Origin of the sequence: Aminobacter sp. MDW-2 (assembly GCF_014250155.1) — a bacterium.
Lineage (GTDB): Bacteria > Pseudomonadota > Alphaproteobacteria > Rhizobiales > Rhizobiaceae > Aminobacter > Aminobacter ciceronei.
Map to the genome: position 1 here is coordinate 1,202,445 of NZ_CP060197.1, position 15,535 is coordinate 1,217,979.

At 64.4% G+C, this 15,535-nt stretch carries 13 protein-coding genes; 12 read left to right on the forward strand and 1 reads right to left on the reverse strand.

The window, feature by feature from the left end; all coding sequences use genetic code 11:
* Window positions 1-5: 5 nt before the first annotated feature.
* The 6 genes from H5P29_RS05900 (at window position 6) to H5P29_RS05925 (ending at window position 6,538) form a co-directional block, all read left to right on the forward strand.
* Window positions 6-407 (forward strand): hypothetical protein, encoded by a 402-nt coding sequence (locus H5P29_RS05900; RefSeq protein ID WP_067956188.1) that lies wholly within the window; start codon window positions 6-8, stop codon window positions 405-407.
* A gap of 121 nt (window positions 408-528) precedes the next feature.
* Window positions 529-1,350: a glycoside hydrolase family 16 protein gene (locus H5P29_RS05905; protein ID WP_154386712.1), complete on the forward strand. Its 822-nt coding sequence runs from the start codon at window positions 529-531 to the stop codon at window positions 1,348-1,350.
* A 64-nt stretch (window positions 1,351-1,414) separates the two neighbouring features.
* Complete coding sequence (locus H5P29_RS05910) at window positions 1,415-2,746, forward strand: UDP-glucose/GDP-mannose dehydrogenase family protein (protein ID WP_067956191.1); 1,332 nt, start codon at window positions 1,415-1,417, stop codon at window positions 2,744-2,746.
* Between the two features lie 40 nt (window positions 2,747-2,786).
* Window positions 2,787-3,866 carry a glycosyltransferase gene (locus tag H5P29_RS05915; RefSeq protein ID WP_154387030.1) on the forward strand — a complete coding sequence of 360 codons (1,080 nt, stop codon included), beginning with the start codon at window positions 2,787-2,789 and terminating at the stop codon, window positions 3,864-3,866.
* 33 nt (window positions 3,867-3,899) lie between these two features.
* A complete protein-coding gene (locus tag H5P29_RS05920) occupies window positions 3,900-5,081 on the forward strand; it encodes a glycosyltransferase (RefSeq protein WP_154387029.1) in 1,182 nt (393 codons plus the stop codon).
* Window positions 5,078-6,538, forward strand: a complete 1,461-nt coding sequence (locus tag H5P29_RS05925) for a lipopolysaccharide biosynthesis protein (RefSeq protein WP_067956195.1) — start codon at window positions 5,078-5,080, stop codon at window positions 6,536-6,538. Before H5P29_RS05920 ends, H5P29_RS05925 begins: the two co-directional genes overlap by 4 nt.
* Here H5P29_RS05925 and H5P29_RS05930 read toward each other — a convergent pair.
* Window positions 6,440-7,840, reverse strand: coding sequence for a polysaccharide pyruvyl transferase family protein (locus tag H5P29_RS05930; RefSeq protein ID WP_246341091.1), 1,401 nt, complete (start codon window positions 7,838-7,840; stop codon window positions 6,440-6,442). The genes H5P29_RS05925 and H5P29_RS05930 overlap by 99 nt on opposite strands.
* Window positions 7,841-8,006: 166 nt before the next feature.
* On the opposite strand from H5P29_RS05930, the gene H5P29_RS05935 reads away from it, so the two are divergent.
* The 6 genes from H5P29_RS05935 to H5P29_RS05960 all read left to right on the forward strand — a co-directional run bounded on the left by H5P29_RS05935 (window position 8,007) and on the right by H5P29_RS05960 (window position 15,535).
* On the forward strand, window positions 8,007-9,170 hold the full coding sequence (locus tag H5P29_RS05935) for a glycosyl transferase family 1 (protein ID WP_154387028.1): 1,164 nt from the start codon (window positions 8,007-8,009) through the stop codon (window positions 9,168-9,170).
* Between the two features lie 29 nt (window positions 9,171-9,199).
* Window positions 9,200-10,186 (forward strand): glycosyltransferase family 2 protein, encoded by a 987-nt coding sequence (locus H5P29_RS05940; protein ID WP_154387027.1) that lies wholly within the window; start codon window positions 9,200-9,202, stop codon window positions 10,184-10,186.
* On the forward strand, window positions 10,183-11,112 hold the full coding sequence (locus tag H5P29_RS05945) for a glycosyltransferase family 2 protein (RefSeq protein ID WP_067956200.1): 930 nt from the start codon (window positions 10,183-10,185) through the stop codon (window positions 11,110-11,112). Before H5P29_RS05940 ends, H5P29_RS05945 begins: the two co-directional genes overlap by 4 nt.
* Window positions 11,102-12,052, forward strand: a complete 951-nt coding sequence (locus H5P29_RS05950; protein ID WP_154387026.1) for a glycosyltransferase family 2 protein — start codon at window positions 11,102-11,104, stop codon at window positions 12,050-12,052. Before H5P29_RS05945 ends, H5P29_RS05950 begins: the two co-directional genes overlap by 11 nt.
* A 64-nt stretch (window positions 12,053-12,116) precedes the next feature.
* Window positions 12,117-13,010, forward strand: a complete 894-nt coding sequence (locus H5P29_RS05955; RefSeq protein ID WP_067956202.1) for a UTP--glucose-1-phosphate uridylyltransferase — start codon at window positions 12,117-12,119, stop codon at window positions 13,008-13,010.
* Window positions 13,011-13,162: 152 nt separating this feature from the next.
* Window positions 13,163-15,535 (forward strand): polysaccharide biosynthesis tyrosine autokinase, encoded by a 2,373-nt coding sequence (locus H5P29_RS05960; protein WP_154387025.1) that lies wholly within the window; start codon window positions 13,163-13,165, stop codon window positions 15,533-15,535.

Below are 15,535 nucleotides of genomic sequence, written 5' to 3' on the forward strand. Positions count from 1 at the left end.
GGCGCATGGCATCGATCTTTGCATTCCGCACCCGCAGCCCCGACCGCGACCGGCAGACCGACGAGGCGCGCTTCGGCCAGCTGTCGCGGGCGCTGGACGAACTCGCCGCCGGCATCGAGGCGGAACGAACCGGCATCCGCAACCGCTACGAGGCGGTCTCGGCCAATGCTGCTTTCCTTGTCGAAGCCATGGAAAATTCAGCGGTTTCCGTGCTGCGGGCGCGTGAGATGGACCAGATGACAGAATCGCTCAAGGCCTGTCTGAGACGGATCGAGGCGCTCGGACGGCAAAAGGATTTCGTCGCTGGGCTTCGTCATTCGCTGGACATTTTTGCCGATGAAGGTCGCGAGACCGACGAGGAATCATCGGCACGTTTGGCGCAAGGGGAGGCCCTGCGCCAGTTCTAGGCCCGAGGCGACAGGGCCTGACATCAGGGAGGATGGGAGGATTTCGTCCGGCTGGGAGCATCTCCGGCCGGTGTGGCAATGCGGTTTCCGGGCGGGAGGCGCGAAGACACAAGGATGACCTATGAACGCGAACGTTAGGGACTACAGCGCGTGCCGACCTCTCGGCAGTACCGCTGCGTTGGCAGTGTCGGTCACACTTGCCGGCCTGCTGGGTATGTCGGGTGGTGCCGTGGCGCAGGAGGCCACCGGCAAGTCCTTCGTTGAGACCTTCGACACGCTGACCGCTTCGCGCTGGTTCATCTCGGACGGCTGGAACAACGGCAAGCACCAGAACTGCACCTGGTCGAAGAACCAGGTCAAGGTTGCCGACGGCAATCTGGTCCTGAGCTTCGAGAAGAAGCCATTGAAGAACCGCGACTATTCCTGCGGCGAGGTGCAGACCAAGGAACGTTTCGGCTACGGCACCTATGAGGCGCGGATGAAGACAGGTACCGGCTCGGGCCTGAATGCCGCCTTTTTCACCTATATCGGCCCGGTGCACAAAAAGCCGCATGACGAGATCGACTTCGAGGTCCTGACCAAGGATCCCTCGAAGGTGCAGGTCAACGCCTATGTCGGCGGCAAGTCCAATGACGAGAAGCTTGTCGACGTGCCCGGCGGCGCCGACCAGGGTTTCAACGACTATGCCTTCGTCTGGGAGAAGGAGCGGCTGCGCTGGTATGTCAACGGCCAGCTGGTGCATGAGGTGACCGATCCTACCCAGCTGCCGAGCAACCCGCAGAAGATATTCTTCAGCTTGTGGGGCACCGGCACGCTGCGCGAATGGATGGGCGAGTTCACCGATCCCGGCAAGCCGGTGAGCATGGCGGTCGATCGCGTCGCCTTCACCGCCCCGGGCGAAGCTTGCCAGTTCGAGGGCTCGGTCGCGTGCACCCTGAAATGACGGGCAGATACCCAGGCGCGGTTCAGCCGCGCTTCGACATCATCAACAGACAGGAACGGACTGGATGAACCTCACGGTATTTGGGATTGGCTATGTCGGTCTTGTTCAGGCGGCTGTTCTGGCCGAGGTCGGTCATGATGTCGTCTGTGTCGACGTCGATGCGGCCAAGGTCGAGCGGCTGAACCAGGGTTTCATCCCGATCTTCGAGCCGGGGCTGGAGGCGCTGGTGCGCGAGAACCACGCGGCGGGGCGTATCGTCTTCACGACGGACGCTTCGATGGCCGTGCGCCATGGCGCGATCCAGATGATTGCGGTCGGCACGCCGCAGGGCGAGGACGGCTCGGCCGACCTCAAATATGTGCTGTCGGTGGCCGATGCCATCGGCCGCGAGATGGCGGGTGCCAAGATCGTGGTGACCAAGTCGACGGTGCCGGTCGGCACCGCCGACAAGGTGCGCGAGACGATTGCGGTGGCCTTGAAACAGAGAGGCCGGGAGGAGCTAAGCTTCGACGTCGTCTCCAACCCGGAGTTTTTGAAGGAAGGTTCGGCGGTCGCCGACTGCATGAAGCCCGACCGCATCATCGTCGGCACCGACAGCGAAGCGGCCGAGGAGGTGATGCGCGAGCTCTATGCACCGTTCAACCGCAACCACGAGAAGATGATCGTGATGGACGTGCGCTCGGCCGAGTTCACCAAATACGCCGCCAACTGCATGCTGGCGACCAAGATCAGCTTCATGAACGAGATGGCGAACCTGGCCGAACTGCTCGGCGCCGATATCGAGGAGGTGCGCAAGGGCATCGGCTCGGACCCGCGTATCGGCTACCACTTCATCTATCCCGGGCTGGGTTATGGCGGCTCGTGTTTCCCCAAGGATGTGCGGGCACTGATCCGCACCGCCGGCGATGTCGGTTTCGAGCCGGTGCTGCTGCACTCGGTCGAGGCGCGCAACAATGCCCAGAAGGTGGTGCTGTTCGACAAGCTGAAGAGCCACTTCAACGGCGACCTCACCGGCAAGACCTTTGCGCTCTGGGGTCTGGCCTTCAAACCCAACACCGACGACATGCGCGAGGCACCATCGAGGGTGCTGATGGAGGCGCTGTGGCAAGCCGGCGCCAGGGTGCAGGCCTATGATCCCGAGGCGATGAACGAGGCGCAGCAGATCTATGGCCAGCGCGACGACCTCACCTTGTGCGGTACCAAGGAGGCGGCGTTGCGCGGCGCCGATGCACTCTTGATCGCCACCGAGTGGAAGAATTTTAGGGCGCCGTCCTTCGAGCTGATCCGTGACCAGCTCAAGACCGCCGTCATCTTCGACGGCCGCAACCTCTATGACCCGGCGGTGGTCGCCCGCCACGGCATCCAATACGTCTCCATCGGCCGCAAGGCCGGGTGAGGCGCGAGGCCGTCAACCAACTCGATATCGGAGCAGGGACATGAAGGTTCTGTTTGCAGGCGGCAACGGCTACACGCCCGAGTTCAGCGGCGGCGTTCAGTCGTCGACGCATCACCTGGTCGAGCAATTGCGCGCCCATGGCCACGAGGCTTCGGTGCTGGCCGCGCTGTTCGGCGACGGCATGTTCGGCTTCAAGGCGAGAGCCAAGATGAAGCTGACCGGACAACGCGCCGTCATCGACAGCTTCCCTGGATATCCCGTGGTGCGGGCCTGGTTTCCATGGGAGGCCGCAGGCTTTGCAGTGGAGAAGCTGAAGCCCGACGTTGCCGTGGTCCAGTGCCACAAGTCGGTGCCGATCGGGAAAGCACTGGAGGCCCAGGGCATTCCGCTGGTCGTCTATCTCCGGAATGTCGAATTCCACGAGCTTGGCGGCGATCTCAGCGAGTTGCGGCAGGCGCGCTACATCGCCAATTCGGAATTCACCGCGCGCACCTATGGCCAGCGCTTCGGCATCGAATCGACTGTCATTCCGCCGACGATCAATCCCGCCCACTACGCCACGGAAACGTCAGGCGACTTCGTCACGCTGATCAATCCTTACGAGGAAAAGGGTTTTGAGCTTGCGGTGCGCATCGCCGGGCGCTGCCCCGACATTCCGTTCCTGTTCGTCGAAAGCTGGAAGCTGGCCGACGATCACCGCGCCCGTATCGAGCAGACGATCGCGCCGCTCGGCAATGTCCGGCTCGAAAGCCGAACCAGCAACATGAAGACGGTCTATGGCCGGACGAAGATCCTGCTCGCGCCGAGCAAATGGGAGGAGGCCTGGGGCCGTGTCGCCTCGGAGGCGCATTGCAGCGGCATTCCGGTCATCGGCTCGCGCCGCGGCGGCCTGCCGGAGGCGGTTGGCGAGGGCGGCGTGGTGCTCGACTACGATGCGCCGCTCGACGACTGGGTCGAACCCGTGCGTCGGCTCTGGCAGGACAAGGCCTGGTATGACCGGCAGTCGGCGGCCGCGCGCGCCTTTGCCGGACGCGCGCAACTCGACCCCGACGCGCAGTTCGCCACCTTCATGGGCGTGCTCGAGCAGGCCGTGACGCAGGGCCTGAACAAGGCTGCCTGAGGTGATGCCGTCAGGGTTCTGGAGAGCCGTTCGATGAAGGTCTGTTTCGTCGTCGACAAGTTCCCGTCGCTGTCCGAGACCTTCGTGCTCGACCAGATCGAGGGCTGCCTTGCGCGCGGCATCGAAGTCGGCGTCATCTGCAATGAGACGACCTTCGGCAAGGAGCGCAACATCGACGATCCGCGCTGGCGCAACCTGCCCGGTGGCGTCGCGCAATGGTGGGGTGCGCTCGGCCCGCTGCGCCCGTCGCTGCGCCGCTGGTCGGGCAAGCTTTGGGACAAGGCGTCGACAGCGCTCGACATTGCCTTTGCCGGCAAGCTCGAAAAATACGATGTCATCGTCGCGCATTTCGGCAACAACGGCTTGCGGGTCGCAAGGGCGATGAAGCAGCGGCGGATATCGGCTCCCCTGGTGACGATCTTCCATGGCCATGATGTCGGCGCGCCGATGCATGACGGCTCGCTGTCGCGCTACGAGGTGGTGTTCCGCCAAGGCGCGCTGCAGCTGCCGGTCAACGGCTTCTTCCGCGATGCGCTGATCGAGGCCGGCGCGCGCGCCGACAGGGTTGCCGTGCACCATATGGGCGTCGATACCGAGACGATCGGTTTTCGGGCCGGCGAGCGCCGGGATAGCAGGCTGGCGCTGATCTCGGTCTGCCGGCTGACCGAGAAGAAGGGCATCGAGTTCGCGCTTCGCGCGCTCGGCGAGGTGCAGTCCGTCAGGCCCGATATCGACTGGTCCTACACGATCATCGGCGGCGGTGAATTGCTCGATGCCATGAAACAACTGGCTGCAAGTCTCGGCATTGCCGGGCGCGTCGCCTTTCGCGGGCCGTGTCCGCACAGCGAGGTCAAACAGCGGCTGGCCGAGGCGCATGTCTTCGTGCTGCCCAGCGTCAAAGCGGGCGACGGCGACCTCGAAGGTATCCCGGTGGCGCTGATGGAGGCGATGGCTGCGGGGTTGACCGTGGTCAGCACCTATCATTCCGGCATTCCCGAGCTGATCGAGGACGGCAGGACCGGGCTTCTGGCGCCCGAACGGGACGTCGGCGCGCTGGCGCAGAAGCTGGTCTGGATCGCCGACAATCCCGGCTCCTGCGAAGAACTGGCACGCGCGGCGCGGCGCAAGGTCGAGGAGGATTTCGATTCCGGCCGGCTCAACGACGCTTTCGCCGATACGCTGTTCCGTCTTGCCGCCACGAAGGTTGCCGCATGACGGCGGAAGCGCAGCAACTCGGGCGCATAGCGCTGCGCGGCGGCGCGCTGACGGCAGCGGCGCAGGCGATCAAGATCGGCATCCAGTTCGTTTCAGTGGTGGTGCTGGCCAGGATGCTGGCGCCGGAGGATTTTGGCCTCGTCGCCTCGGTTGGCCCGATCGTCGCCTTTGTCGGGTTGTTCCAGAATCTCGGCCTGCAGCAGGCGGTTATCCAGCGACCGGAAATCAGCCGTCAGCAGCTCAACCAGGTGTTCTGGATCAGCGCGCTGGCCGGGCTGATCTGCACCATCGTGATTGCCGCGCTGTCGCCGGCGGTGTCGGCATTTTATGCCGATGGCAGGATGACCGGCATCACGCTTGCCGCCGCCACGCCGCTCTTGCTCGGCAGTCTTGCGGCGCTGCCGCTGGCCCTGATGAACCGAAACCTGCAATTCGGCCAGCTGGCGATCAATGACGTCGCGACCGCCCTTGCCGGCCTGGGCGCGGCGATCGCTGCGGCCTATGCCGGGCTCGGCTACTGGTCGCTGGTGATCGGACCTGCGGCGGGCGCCGTGGTGACGCTCGCCGGTGCATGGTTGGCGACGCGCTGGAAACCGGGCAGGCCGAGCATCAAGGTGGAGCGCGAGATCCTGTCCTTCGGCGCCAATCTCACCGGCTTCAACCTCGTCAACTTCTTCTCGCGCAACCTCGACAACATCCTGATCGGCAAGTTTTCCGGTCCGGTCGAGCTCGGCTACTACGACCGCGCCTACAAGCTGCTTTTGTTTCCGCTGCAGAACATCAACCAGCCGCTGTCGCGGCTGATGGTGCCGCTGCTGAGCCGCATCCAGGACGACAAGCCACGCTTTCGCGAGCTCTATCTGCGCACCAACTGGTTGCTTGCGTTCATCACCGTTCCCGGCATCGCCGCCCTGACGATTGCCGCCGAGCCGGTCGTTTCCATCCTGTTCGGCGAACGCTGGCTCGGCGTAGCGCCGATCTTCGCCTGGCTCGGCATTGCCGGCCTGATGCAGCCGGTGTCGAGCACGACGGGCTGGATCTTCATCTGCCAGGGCAAGACCGGCACGATGTTCCGCTGGGGCGTCTATTCGGCGCTGACGACGGCGCTGTCATTCGCTGCCGGGCTGAAATGGGGTGCAGTCGGCGTCGCCGCTGCCTATGCCATCTCAGGCTATGCGCTCAGGCTGCCGGTGCTGGCGGTGATGATCGGGCGGACCGGCCCGGTCACGGCGCTCGACTTCCTGATGGTGCAGGGGCTGCTGATCATCGCAGCGGCCATGACCTGGCTGGCCTACGACCACCTGCCGGCTGCGCTGATCGCCCAGTCCAACATCGTGGCGGCGATCACCGCGGCAGCCCTAAGCTACGCGGTGGCGCTCGCCTTCATGGTCGCCGTTCCGCAGTCGCGCCGCGCCCTCGTCGCGACGTGGAAGACCATCGCCCGCAACATTCGCTGACGCATCCGCTAGCAGCGGCCGGACCAGATCGGCGGCCGACATGGCCGAGGCGTGTTCTTCCAGCACCGCTGCAAGGGTCGTTTTCCTGAGGCGGTCGAGATCGCCTGTGAAGGTCGCGAGCTTTTGGGCGGCCTCTTCAGGGGTCACGGAGTCGATGTCGAGCAGCAACTCGGCCAGGCCGACGCGCTTGGCAAGTTCTCGGGTCTTGAATTCGTAGGCGATGGGCAGAACCGGCACGCCGACGCAGAGCGACATGATCATCATGTGCATGCGGGTGGCGACGACGAAGTCGAAGCCCTTGACCAGTTCCATCAACTGCTCGGGCGTGTGGAAGCCGGCGTCGACGTCGACATGGGCGGCGACATCGGCATCGAGTTCGGCAACGATCGCCCGTGCGGTTTTCGAATCGTCATGTGCGTATTCCGGCACGCCCTGACAGGTCGAGACGAAGGTCACCTGCTTGCCGTGGTCGCGCACCAGGCTTGTGGCGATATCACGGATCGAGGCCATGTAGCGGTGCATGCCGTCGGCGCCGTCATTGACGTAGTTCCAGTGTCGTACCGAAATGCCGACACGGCCGGTCTGTGCCGGCGGCGTGCCGGCCGAGAGCATCGTTTCGATGCGCTTCTTGTCGGCGAGTGCAAACACCGAATCGGCGACGACATGGCATTTGCCGGGATTGTCGACGAGCCCGTCGAGATGGCCGTGCGAGCGTCTGTCGCGCAACAGGATCAACGGACTGCGGTCGAAGGCCGGCTTCAGTTCACGGCGGTTGTAGTCCTTGTCGAACGGGCCCAGCGACTGGGTGAAGAATACCGGGTCCTTGCCGAAGATCGCGTCGATGCGGAACTGGTTGAGGCGGCGTTCGAGATTGTAGTTCTCGACCAGATAGGTGCCGCCTGTGGTGACGACCAGATCGGCTTGGCGGTACATGTCGAGGCTGCGACGGTCCTCGGCGCTGAACATCGTCTCGTCCAGGGCGCGGCTCTTGCCGTAGTGGCGCAGCGCACTCAGGGCGAGGCGGTTGTAGATCGGCTTGGCCAGGTTCTTCAGGCGGTTGTCGTCATAGGGGTACTTGAAGATCGATTCGGCCAGCAGCTTGCGGATCTCGATATCGGGATAGGCTTGCGTGGGATAAAGCCGCGACGCCACCGTGGGCTGGCTATCGAACACCTGGAAGCGCAACTCGCCCGGACAGGCCGCCTTGAGGATGTGCCGGATGGCCAGCAGGATCGCCGCATCGCCAGTGTTCAGGCAGACGGTGTTTTCGACGATGACAGTCTTCATGGGGACAGTCTTCATGGGGGCTAGCCTCCTCGGATTGGTCGCGTCGGGAAGATAAGTACAGGCTAACCGGGCCATTTTGCGGCGCAACAATATTTGAGGTGCGACCAGTCAATATTTGTTGCGACGCAGCAATAGGTGCACTAGCTTCGTCGTCGGTGGGCCAAACTGCGAGCGTGAATTCATGCTGCATGTTCTGTACCTGGTGCACGATGTTTCCGACCCGGCAGTCCGTCGACGGATCATCATGCTCAAGGCCGGTGGCGCGCGCGTTACGCTCGCTGGTTTTCGCCGGACGCAAGAACTCGAAGACGTCGAAGGCGTTACGCCGATCGACCTCGGTCACACCCGCGACGGGCGTTTTGCGCAGCGGCTGGGTGCGGTTGCAATGGCGGCGACGCGTATCGGCGCTTCGCTGAAATCGGTGGTGACGCCCGATGTGATCGTTGCCCGCAATCTCGAAATGCTGGCGTTGGCGCAACGTGCCCGTTCGGTTTTCGGTGCGTCGACGCCCATTGTCTACGAGTGCCTAGACATCCACCGGCTGGTGCTGCGCGAGGATTTTCTGGGCAAGGGCCTGCGTGGCGCCGAGCGCCTGTTCGGGCGCAATGTCGGCCTGCTCTTGACCAGCTCGCCGGCCTTCGTCAGGCACTATTTCGAACGGTTCGGGCAGATCGACGCCCCCATCGAACTGGTCGAGAACAAGCTCCTGGAACTCGAGCCGCGCATTGAAGCGCTGCCGTCGCCGGCGCCGGCGGGCGAGCCCTGGACGATCGGCTGGTTCGGGGCGCTGCGCTGCCGCAAGTCGCTCGAACTGCTGGCCGCTTTCAGCCGTGGGACGGAGGGGCGGTTCAAGGTCGTGTTGCGCGGCCGCCCCGCGCTGTCGGAGTTTCCGGATTTCCACGGTTTCGTCGCATCCGAGCCCCATTTGGAGTTTAAGGGTGCCTACAGAAATCCAGAGGACATGGTCGACATCTACGCGCAGGCGCACTTTGCCTGGGCGATCGACTTCTTCGAGGAAGGTCAGAACTCGACATGGCTGTTGCCCAACCGGCTCTATGAAAGCTGCCGGTTCGGTACGGTGCCGATCGCCATGGCCGGCACCGAGACGGCGCGCTTCCTCGAGCGCCTCGATATCGGGCTGATGCTGCCCGAGCCGTCGGCATCAGCTCTGGCGGAAGCGCTCTCGGGCATGACGTGCGAACGTTACGCCGCCTTGCGCGGTGAAGTGCTTGCCCGTGATCCGCGAAACTGGATCTGCGACCTGGCCGATTGCCGGGCGATGGTGGCGACGCTCGAACGGGTCGCCGCCCAAAACGGCGAAAGCCCTGGCGCCATCGCCGCCTGACCTTCAACGCAACCAACACAAGCAGACGCATGACCGAAACGTCCTCCGCCATCATCATCATTCCGTGCCTCGACGAGGAGCGCCATATCGGCGGCCTTCTGGCCCAACTGCGGCCCTCTGCCCGGCGGCTCGGCGCAATGATCATCGTCGCCGACGGCGGCAGCCGCGATGCGACCCGGACCATCGTTGCCGGCATTGCTGCCGAAGACGACAATGTCGTGCTGATCGACAATCCGGCGCGCATCCAGAGTGCGGCAGTGAACCTGGCCGTCGAACGCTTCGGTCGTGGCGTCGACTATCTGATCCGCATCGACGCTCATGGCGGCTATCCCGACGATTATTGCGACCGGCTGCTCGAGGAAGCGCTGGCGTCTGGCGCCGATTCCCTCGTCGTTTCGATGCTGACCGAAGGCCGCGGCACCGTGCAGCAGGCGGCTGCGGCTGCGCAGAACTCGAAGCTCGGCACAGGTGGGTCGAAGCACAGGCATGGTTCGGCCGGGGAATGGGTCGATCACGGCCATCACGCCCTGATGCGCATCGCAGCGTTCAGCGATGTCGGCGGCTATGACGAGAGCTTCAGTCACAATGAGGATGCCGAGCTCGACCATCGTCTGCGCCAGGCCGGCTACCGCATCTGGATGAGCGGGCGCACCCGCATGACCTATTTTCCGCGTGCTTCACTTGGCGGCCTGTTCCACCAGTATCTCGGTTATGGCAGGGGACGGGCGCGGAACGTGCTGAAACACCGCGTCATCCCCAGGCTCCGCCAGATGGTGCCGCTGATGGTGGCGCCGACGGCGCTGCTCGCAAGCCTCGCCGTCGTTCACTGGATCTTCGCCGTGCCTGTCCTCGTCTGGGCGGCGATCTGTCTGAGCTATGGCGCTGCCCTTGCCTTGCGGGCCGGCAAGCCGGGGCTGGCGCTCGCCGGCGTGTCGGCGATGGTGATGCATTTCGCCTGGTCGCTCGGCTTCTGGCTCCAACTCGCTGCCTTGCCGGCAAGGGGGCGCCCAGCATGACCGAAATGCCCAGCATCGACATCTGCGTCTGCACCTTCCGGCGGCGCGAACTGGCCGACACGTTGCAGTCGCTTGCGGCGATGGACCTACCCGCGGGGTATCGCATCGGCATCGTCGTGGCCGACAATGACGAGGTGCCCAGTGCTGCGGAACTGGTCTCCGTTCTGGCGGACGAGCTTTCGCTCGAGGTTCGCTACGTCCATTGTCCGGCGCGCAACATCTCGCTTGCCCGCAATGCCTGCCTGGATGCCAGCTCGGCCGATTTCGTCGCCTTCATCGACGATGACGAGAAGGCGACAGGCATGTGGCTGAAGCGGCTCGTCGAGACCGCGCAGGCGACCGGTGCCGAGGTGGTGCTCGGGCCGGTCAAGGCGCGTTATGGGACGGGAGCCCCGGGCTGGATGCAGGTCGGCGACTTTCACTCGACCTATCCGGTGTTCGTTCGGGGCGAGATCCGCACCGGCTACACCTGTAATGCCTTGCTCCGGATCGCTTCGCCCAGCATCGCCGGCCGCCGCTTCAGCCTGGAGCGCGGCCAGTCGGGCGGCGAGGACACCGAATTCTTCGACCAGGTGTTCGGTGCCGGTGGTCGCATAAGCTATGCCGCGGAGGCCTGGGTGGAGGAGCCGGTTCCGGCGTCTCGCGCCTCGTTCCGCTGGCTGACGACGCGGCGCTTCCGTGTCGGGCAGACGCATGGTCGCCTGCTTGGCGCCAAGCGGAGTGGCGTTGGTCGCTTCGGTGAGCTCGTACGGGCCTCGGCCAAGGCCGGCTACTGCTTTGCCGCGGCGGGGCTGACCGCGCTGCAGCCGGTCAGCCGCAACCGCAGCCTGCTGCGTGGCGTGATGCATTTGGGCGTGCTGAGCGGGCTGGCCGGCGCACGTGAACTGCGTCTCTACGGCAAAGAGGGAGGCCAGGATGCAGCCTGACGTCAGCTTCGTCATCGCCGCCTACAATGCCGAGGCAACGCTCGGCCGCGCCATTGACAGCGCGCTGGCACAGCAAGGCGTCACCGTCGAGGTGATCGTCGTCGACGACTGCTCATCCGACGCGACGATTGCGCTTGCACGGGCCTATGCCGATCCGCGTGTGCGGGTCGTGGCGCTGGAGAAAAATCGCGGCCCAGGTGGAGCGCGCAACGCTGGCCTCGATGCGGCGCTGGGGCGCTGGGTCGCCGTGCTCGATGCGGACGATGCCGTCCTGCCCGACAGGCTTTCGGCAATGATCGGCAGGGCTGATGCTGGCTCTGCGGCGATAGCGGTCGACAACATCGTGGTTGTTCACGACGACGGCAGGCCAAGCGAAGTAATGTTCGCCGAAAGCTATCTCGAAAAACTCGGCAATCTGACGCTGGCGGACTTCATCAGCAGCAATGTCGTCTTCGAGGCGACGTTCAATTTTGGTTACATGAAGCCGATATTCTTGCGTGAATATCTCGAGACAAATGAGCTCCGTTACGACGAGAATTTGCTCATCGGAGAGGACTATATCCTGCTCGCCAGCGCGCTCGCGCGGGGCGGCGGCTGCATCGTCGAACCCGCTGTAGGCTATGCCTATCACGTGCGAAACGGCTCCATTTCAAGAGTTCTGGAGCTTCAGCACGTCGAGGCGATGCAGCGGGCGGATGCCATCTTCGAGGCGGCTTACTGGCTCGACGGAGAGGCGAAAAAGGCGTTCACGCGACGTGCCCGGAGCCTCTCCCAGGCTGCCTCATTCCTGTCACTGGTTACGCACATCAAGCAGCGGTCGCCGCTCAAGGCGGTACGGACCGCACTGGGGGACCCGGCGGCGGTTCGACATTTGCGGATGCCTATAGAAGTCCGGCTGCGCCGGCTTGCCAGGCAGTTCGCATACCGGTCCGGCACATGATGCGCGTGCCCGGAGCGGCCAAGAACAAGACGAGGAGAGTTACATGAGCGAGAGGATTGGCACGATGAAGAAAGTCAGGAAAGCGGTGATCCCGGTGGCGGGTCTCGGCACGCGGTTCCTTCCCGCGACCAAGTCGATGCCCAAGGAGATGCTGCCCGTGGTCGACAGGCCGGTGGTGCAGTATGCCGTCGACGAGGCGCTGGAGGCCGGCATCGAGCACATCGTCTTCGTCACCGGCCGCAACAAGGCTGTCATCGAGGACTATTTCGACCTTCACCCCGAACTCGTCGGCACGCTCGAACAGGCCGGAAAGGTCGATCAGATCAGGTCGCTGGAGAGCCTGCTGCCTGTGCCCGGCGCCACCAGCTTCACCCGCCAGCAGGCGCCGCACGGCCTCGGTCACGCCGTCTGGTGCGCCCGCGACATCATCGGCGACGAGCCCTTCGCGCTGTTGCTGCCCGACATGGTGTCCTTCGGCAAGCGCGGCTGCCTGGCCGAGATCATGGACTTGCATGCCGTGTCAGGCGGCAACGTCATTGCCGTCGAGCAGTGCGATCCGAGTGAAACGAACAAGTATGGCATCGTCGGCAAAGGCCCCGATGTCGGTTCGGGCTTCGAGGTGACGGCGATGGTCGAAAAGCCGGCACCGGCCCAGGCGCCGTCGAATTTCTACATCAACGGCCGCTACATCCTGCAACCGGAAATCTTCAACCTTTTGGGCACGCAGAAGCGTGGCGCCGGCGGCGAGATCCAGCTGACCGACGCAATGGTGCGCCTTGCCGCGAGCCAGGCCTTCTTCGCCCGGCCATTCAATGGCCGGATGTTCGACTGCGGCTCCAAGGAAGGGTTCATCCAGGCCAATGTCGCCTTTGCCCTGAAGCGGGCCGACATCCGCGATTCCGTGCTCGATGCCATCCGCGAGATGGTCGCCGAGCAGGATCACGTCGTCGCGGCCTGACATGATCGGTCCGTCGCGGCGGCTGGAATGGCCGCCACGACGGTGTTCGAAAAGAGCCGTGCCCGTCGGGCGCGGTAGATTGCGTAGCTGAAGTCGGCTTCGCCAGAACCCAGCGAGCAGCGGCCGCTGCTCAGGCAAGAACTGGAACGCAGATGAACTACGCCAGCTTTCCCTTCGGCAACCGCCTTGCCGCGTCTCGCGAGGACGCGCGCGAGGGGAGCGACTTCATCGACCTCGAACGCCTGCTGGCGATGGCCAAGCGCCAGGCCAAGGTGGTCGGCGTCGGCGCCGTCATCGGCCTGCTGCTCGGGCTTGTCTATCTGCAGACGACGCCACCGACCTTCACGGCGTCGACCCGCGTGCTGATCGACGAGGGCATGAACAAGATGGTCGACGAGGTGTCGGCGACGCCTGTCAACATGCAGACCGATGCGGCGATCCTGTCCCAGATCGAGATCATCAAGTCGGCGCGGCTGGCTGCCGTGGTGGTCGAGAAGCAGAAGCTCGACCAGAACGCCAGCTTCATGCAGCCGCCGCAATCGCTGCTGTCGACGCTTGTCGGCTACGCTCGCGGCTTCCTGCAGGTTTTCCGTTCCGCGCCCGAGATCGCCGGCGGCGCCGAACTTACCGATGCGCAACGCAAGGCGATGGCCGACGCCGCCCGCAAGGAGCAGGCGGTGGCGATGCTGCAGAACAACATCATGGCCGAGCGCTCCGGCCGCAGCTATGTCATTTCCATGGCCTACCGCGCGCATGATCCGCAACTGGCGGCTGCGATCACCAAAGCCTATGCCGATGCCTTCGTCGCCGACCAATTGGATGCCAGCTTCGACGCCACCGAAAAGGCGGCCGTCTGGCTGCAAGGCCGGCTGGAGGAACTGCGCACGAGTTCGCAGAAGGCTGCGCTCGAGGTGGAAAAATTCCGCGCCGAGAACGGCCTTGCGGCGGCGCGCGGCGAAACCATCGCCGAGCAGCAGCTTTCCGATCTCAACGCCCAGCTGATCCTCGCACAGGCCGATACCGCCAAGGCGCGGGCGCGCTACGAACAATACCGCACCATCGTCGAGAGCGGGCCGGAAGCGGCGGTCGGCAACTCAACCCTGTCGGCGGCCGAGGCAGGCAATCCGCTGATCTCGGAGCTCAAGAAGCGCCATTCCGGCGTATCGAAGCGCGAGCAGGAGATTTCGGCCGGCTTCGGTCCCAACCACCCTCAGGCGGTGGCACTGCGCAAGGAACAGAGCGACCTCGCCAACCAGATTTTCCGTGAGCTGAGCCAGCTTTCCGAAACCTATCGCAACGAATTCGAGGTGGCGCAGTCGCGCGAGACCGCGCTCCGCAACTCCGTGTCGGAGGCGACTGGCCAGAACTCGAGCGCCAACCAGGCGCAGGTGCGGCTGCGCGAACTGCAGCAACAGGCGACGGCACTCAGCACGCTCTACCAGACCTTCCTGTCGCGCTACGAGGAGGCGTCGCAGCAGCGCTCCTTCCCGATCGCCAAGGTCCGGGTGATTTCGGAAGCAACGATGCCGCGCGGCCCGTCGAGCCCGCGGACCTCGATGGTGTTTGGCCTGGCGCTGGTGCTCGGCGTCGTCCTCGGTGCTGCCTTCGGCGCACTCAACGAATTCAACGAGCGCTTCTTCCGCACCGCGGAGGACGTGCGCGAAAGGCTGGGCGTCAAGTTCCTCGGCTACCTGCCACTCATCGCCTCGAACGAGGACAGGAAGGACGCCGGGAAGACGGGCAATATGGGCACGCCGCCGCCGTCGCGCGCGGCGGAGCTTATGAAACGCCGGGCCAGGATGCGCATCGCGGTCGACCAGCCGGCGTCGATGTTCGCGGAAACGCTGCGCAGTACCAAGATCGCCGGCGACGTCGTGCTGCAGGACATCGGCAGCAAGGTGATCGGTGTCATCTCGATGCTGCCGGGCGAGGGCAAGTCGACGGTTGCCGCCAATCTGGCCGGCCTGATCGCCAGCAATGGTGCAAGGACGCTGTTGATCGACGCCGACCTGCGCAATCCGGGCCTCAGCCGCAGCCTTGGCATCAATGCCGAGCAAGGGCTGGTGGAAGCCGTGGTCAACGACCAGGGCTGGCAATCGGTGGTGAAGGTCGACCGCCAGAGCAATATGGCGATCGTGCCTGCGGTGGTGCGCGGCCGCTTTTCGCATACCAGCGAACTGCTGTCGTCGGCCGGCATGCGGCGTTTCATCGACGACGCCAAGGCGACGTTTGACTACATCATAGTCGACCTGCCGCCACTCGGGCCGGTCGTCGACGCCAAGGCGTTCGCGCCGCTGGCCGACGGTTTCGTGCTGGTGGCGGAATGGGGTGCTACCCCGCGTCCGCTGGTCCGCTCCGGGCTCGGCGCCGAGCCGCAGATCGCCAGCAAGGTGCTCGGCCTGGTGCTCAACAAGGTCGACTTGAAGAAACTGCCGCGCTACGGCGCCTATGGCGGCTCCGAGCAGTTCCTGGAACGCTATTCCAGCTACTATATCGACAGGAGCGAAACCAAAGCCAAGGCCTAG

Excerpts from the sequence above, each read along its gene's own strand:
- H5P29_RS05900 (WP_067956188.1), top strand. The coding sequence starts at position 6 with ATGGCATCGATCTTTGCATTCCGCACCCGCAGCCCCGACCGCGACCGG.
- H5P29_RS05955 (WP_067956202.1), top strand. The coding sequence starts at position 12,117 with ATGAAGAAAGTCAGGAAAGCGGTGATCCCGGTGGCGGGTCTCGGCACG.
- H5P29_RS05940 (WP_154387027.1), top strand. The coding sequence starts at position 9,200 with ATGACCGAAACGTCCTCCGCCATCATCATCATTCCGTGCCTCGACGAG.
- H5P29_RS05945 (WP_067956200.1), top strand. The coding sequence starts at position 10,183 with ATGACCGAAATGCCCAGCATCGACATCTGCGTCTGCACCTTCCGGCGG.
- H5P29_RS05950 (WP_154387026.1), top strand. The coding sequence starts at position 11,102 with ATGCAGCCTGACGTCAGCTTCGTCATCGCCGCCTACAATGCCGAGGCA.
- H5P29_RS05930 (WP_246341091.1), bottom strand. The coding sequence starts at position 7,840 with ATGAAGACTGTCCCCATGAAGACTGTCATCGTCGAAAACACCGTCTGC.
- H5P29_RS05935 (WP_154387028.1), top strand. The coding sequence starts at position 8,007 with ATGCTGCATGTTCTGTACCTGGTGCACGATGTTTCCGACCCGGCAGTC.
- H5P29_RS05905 (WP_154386712.1), top strand. The coding sequence starts at position 529 with ATGAACGCGAACGTTAGGGACTACAGCGCGTGCCGACCTCTCGGCAGT.
- H5P29_RS05920 (WP_154387029.1), top strand. The coding sequence starts at position 3,900 with ATGAAGGTCTGTTTCGTCGTCGACAAGTTCCCGTCGCTGTCCGAGACC.
- H5P29_RS05960 (WP_154387025.1), top strand. The coding sequence starts at position 13,163 with ATGAACTACGCCAGCTTTCCCTTCGGCAACCGCCTTGCCGCGTCTCGC.
- H5P29_RS05915 (WP_154387030.1), top strand. The coding sequence starts at position 2,787 with ATGAAGGTTCTGTTTGCAGGCGGCAACGGCTACACGCCCGAGTTCAGC.
- H5P29_RS05910 (WP_067956191.1), top strand. The coding sequence starts at position 1,415 with ATGAACCTCACGGTATTTGGGATTGGCTATGTCGGTCTTGTTCAGGCG.
- H5P29_RS05925 (WP_067956195.1), top strand. The coding sequence starts at position 5,078 with ATGACGGCGGAAGCGCAGCAACTCGGGCGCATAGCGCTGCGCGGCGGC.